The sequence below is a fragment of the Colwellia echini genome (genome assembly GCF_002843355.2).
GTDB lineage: Bacteria > Pseudomonadota > Gammaproteobacteria > Enterobacterales > Alteromonadaceae > Colwellia > Colwellia echini.
In genome coordinates this window covers 1-1911 of record NZ_PJAI02000054.1, presented here as the reverse complement: position 1 = coordinate 1911, position 1911 = coordinate 1, and the positions used below count along the sequence as shown (strand labels likewise).

The following is a 1911-nucleotide window of genomic DNA, read 5'->3' as shown; positions in this document are numbered from 1 at the left end:
ACACCTAAAGCTAATGATTCAATTGATTGCATGACTATCCTTGTACGTATAACGCCCAAATAACGGGCTAAGTAATGTTGGCTAAAATAGTGAGGGACGAACGATAGCCAACTGTTACGTGTCCCTGTTTATTTGCTTGTTAGCCTTACATTACGACAATATTAGAAGCATGTTCAATTATTTTATAAGCAACTTCAGCTTCTTTTTGTGCTGTTTTAATTTCACCTTTATCCATATAAGCCTTTTCATGAATAAGCTCATTTCTGGTTTTTTGGAAATTATTTGCACTATTTAAAATGTTAGAGTCCGTGACTCCCATTAACTCTAATTTTTCTTTATAAGAGGCTTTGTCATGTTTATTAAACTGATTCTTACTGTGGTTTTTAAGCATAAATTGATGAAAGACTGCCTCTAACCACATACCTGCAAAAGTTACGACTATCATAGATTTTTTAAAAGAAGAACGAGTAGGGTCGTATTTGATAATATAACCACTTCCATCTTGTTTTGGTGTTCTTCCATTCTCAACATCCACGACCATCGCATCATAGTTTTCTTTAACTATTTGCTCATAGATCGTGACGTTAGAATATGGCATCAAACTTCCTGTAAGGCTAACGCCCATTTAATGGGCAAATTACTGTTGGCTAAAATAGTGAGGGACGAACGGCAGCCAACTGTTATTTGTCCCTGTTTAAATGCTTGTTAGGTGTTTGAACTGATTAGAGTTTATGCCACCTAAACTTACCAAACCACAATAAAGTAATTGGCAAAGTCTTGCACGAAATTTTGCAGAAAAAACTGAGAAATTAGCGCACCAAAAAGTTAAATAAACTGCTTTTCTCAATTTTATGCAACACCGCGAAACAATAATACACGCGCGATAAATACAAAACTAAATTACGTTTTAAGATACGTGATTGATGCGCAAAACGTGAATCAAAAAATATACCTTACACAAATAACCCAAAACACCTAACGCCCCATTAAGAGGCAAATGATAGTTGGCTAAAATAAGCGACGAAGGAGCAAATAGCCAACTGTTATTTGTCCTGCTTGAATGGCTTGTTATATGCTTTCTTGCGCCACTTCCTGATCAAGCCATACATGCTCAGTTTCACCACCTAAATTAAAACGATAACCAAATGGTAATGCCATATATAGTGCTAATTCAGGACGTTTATCAATAATATGTTGGAAGTGAACTGTAACCAATGAATCAATATTTCCATCGTATTCATCGGTTGTTAACCACCAACCACTCATATGTTCTGGAGAAGGATAGCGAACTCCTTCCACTGGGTTTACCCCTTCATAAATGCCTTTTGAGATAGTTACAAGTTGACCTGTTTTCACTGGTAAGTATTGAGCACCATAATGTTCACAACACTCTTGTTGATTTAACTCAATACTCAAAATTTAAACTCCAAACTTTTGTAAGCATATAACGCCTCATTAAGAGGCAAAAAATTGTTTGCTATAATGTTTGAGGTACGAAAAACAGCAAACTGTTTTTTGTCCTGCTTTAATGCCTTGTTAGGTTTTTCCATGCACCAAAACTCATAATAACACCCAGAGTTAATATAATAATTGGTGTTTGAATTATTAAAATATAACCTATTGCGAAATCATAATCAGATGAAATTGCCCATAAAAATGATAATGAAGGTATTAACGCTAACAATAAAACCAATACCGCATGGTATTTATAAATAGTGCCTAACTCGGGCTTGAGAAATTCAAATTTCACTAGCACAAGCCTAATAGCTTTTATTAATAATGAGTAAGCTAAAATGCATAAGTTTGCGAATGTTATAACAATAATCTCAGTACCCATATCGGAAAACCTAACGCCTCATTAAGAGGCAAAAAATTGTTTGCTAAAATGTTGAGGCACGAAACAGCAAACTG

Annotated in this window: 3 protein-coding genes; all 3 read right to left on the bottom strand. The window is 34.9% G+C overall.

All coding sequences use genetic code 11. The annotated features are described in order from the left end of the window. Positions 1-145: 145 nt before the first annotated feature. Positions 146-598 carry a hypothetical protein gene (locus CWS31_RS17185; protein WP_101344037.1) on the bottom strand — a complete coding sequence of 151 codons (453 nt, stop codon included), beginning with the start codon at positions 596-598 and terminating at the stop codon, positions 146-148. Between the two features lie 470 nt (positions 599-1068). Continuing rightward, a complete protein-coding gene (locus tag CWS31_RS17180) occupies positions 1069-1416 on the bottom strand; it encodes an immunity protein Imm33 domain-containing protein (RefSeq protein ID WP_101344036.1) in 348 nt (115 codons plus the stop codon). Positions 1417-1525: 109 nt separating this feature from the next. After that, the gene (locus tag CWS31_RS17175; RefSeq protein ID WP_148747790.1) at positions 1526-1750 is read right to left on the bottom strand and encodes a hypothetical protein; all 225 of its coding nucleotides are present in this window, start codon (positions 1748-1750) and stop codon (positions 1526-1528) included. Positions 1751-1911: the final 161 nt, after the last annotated feature.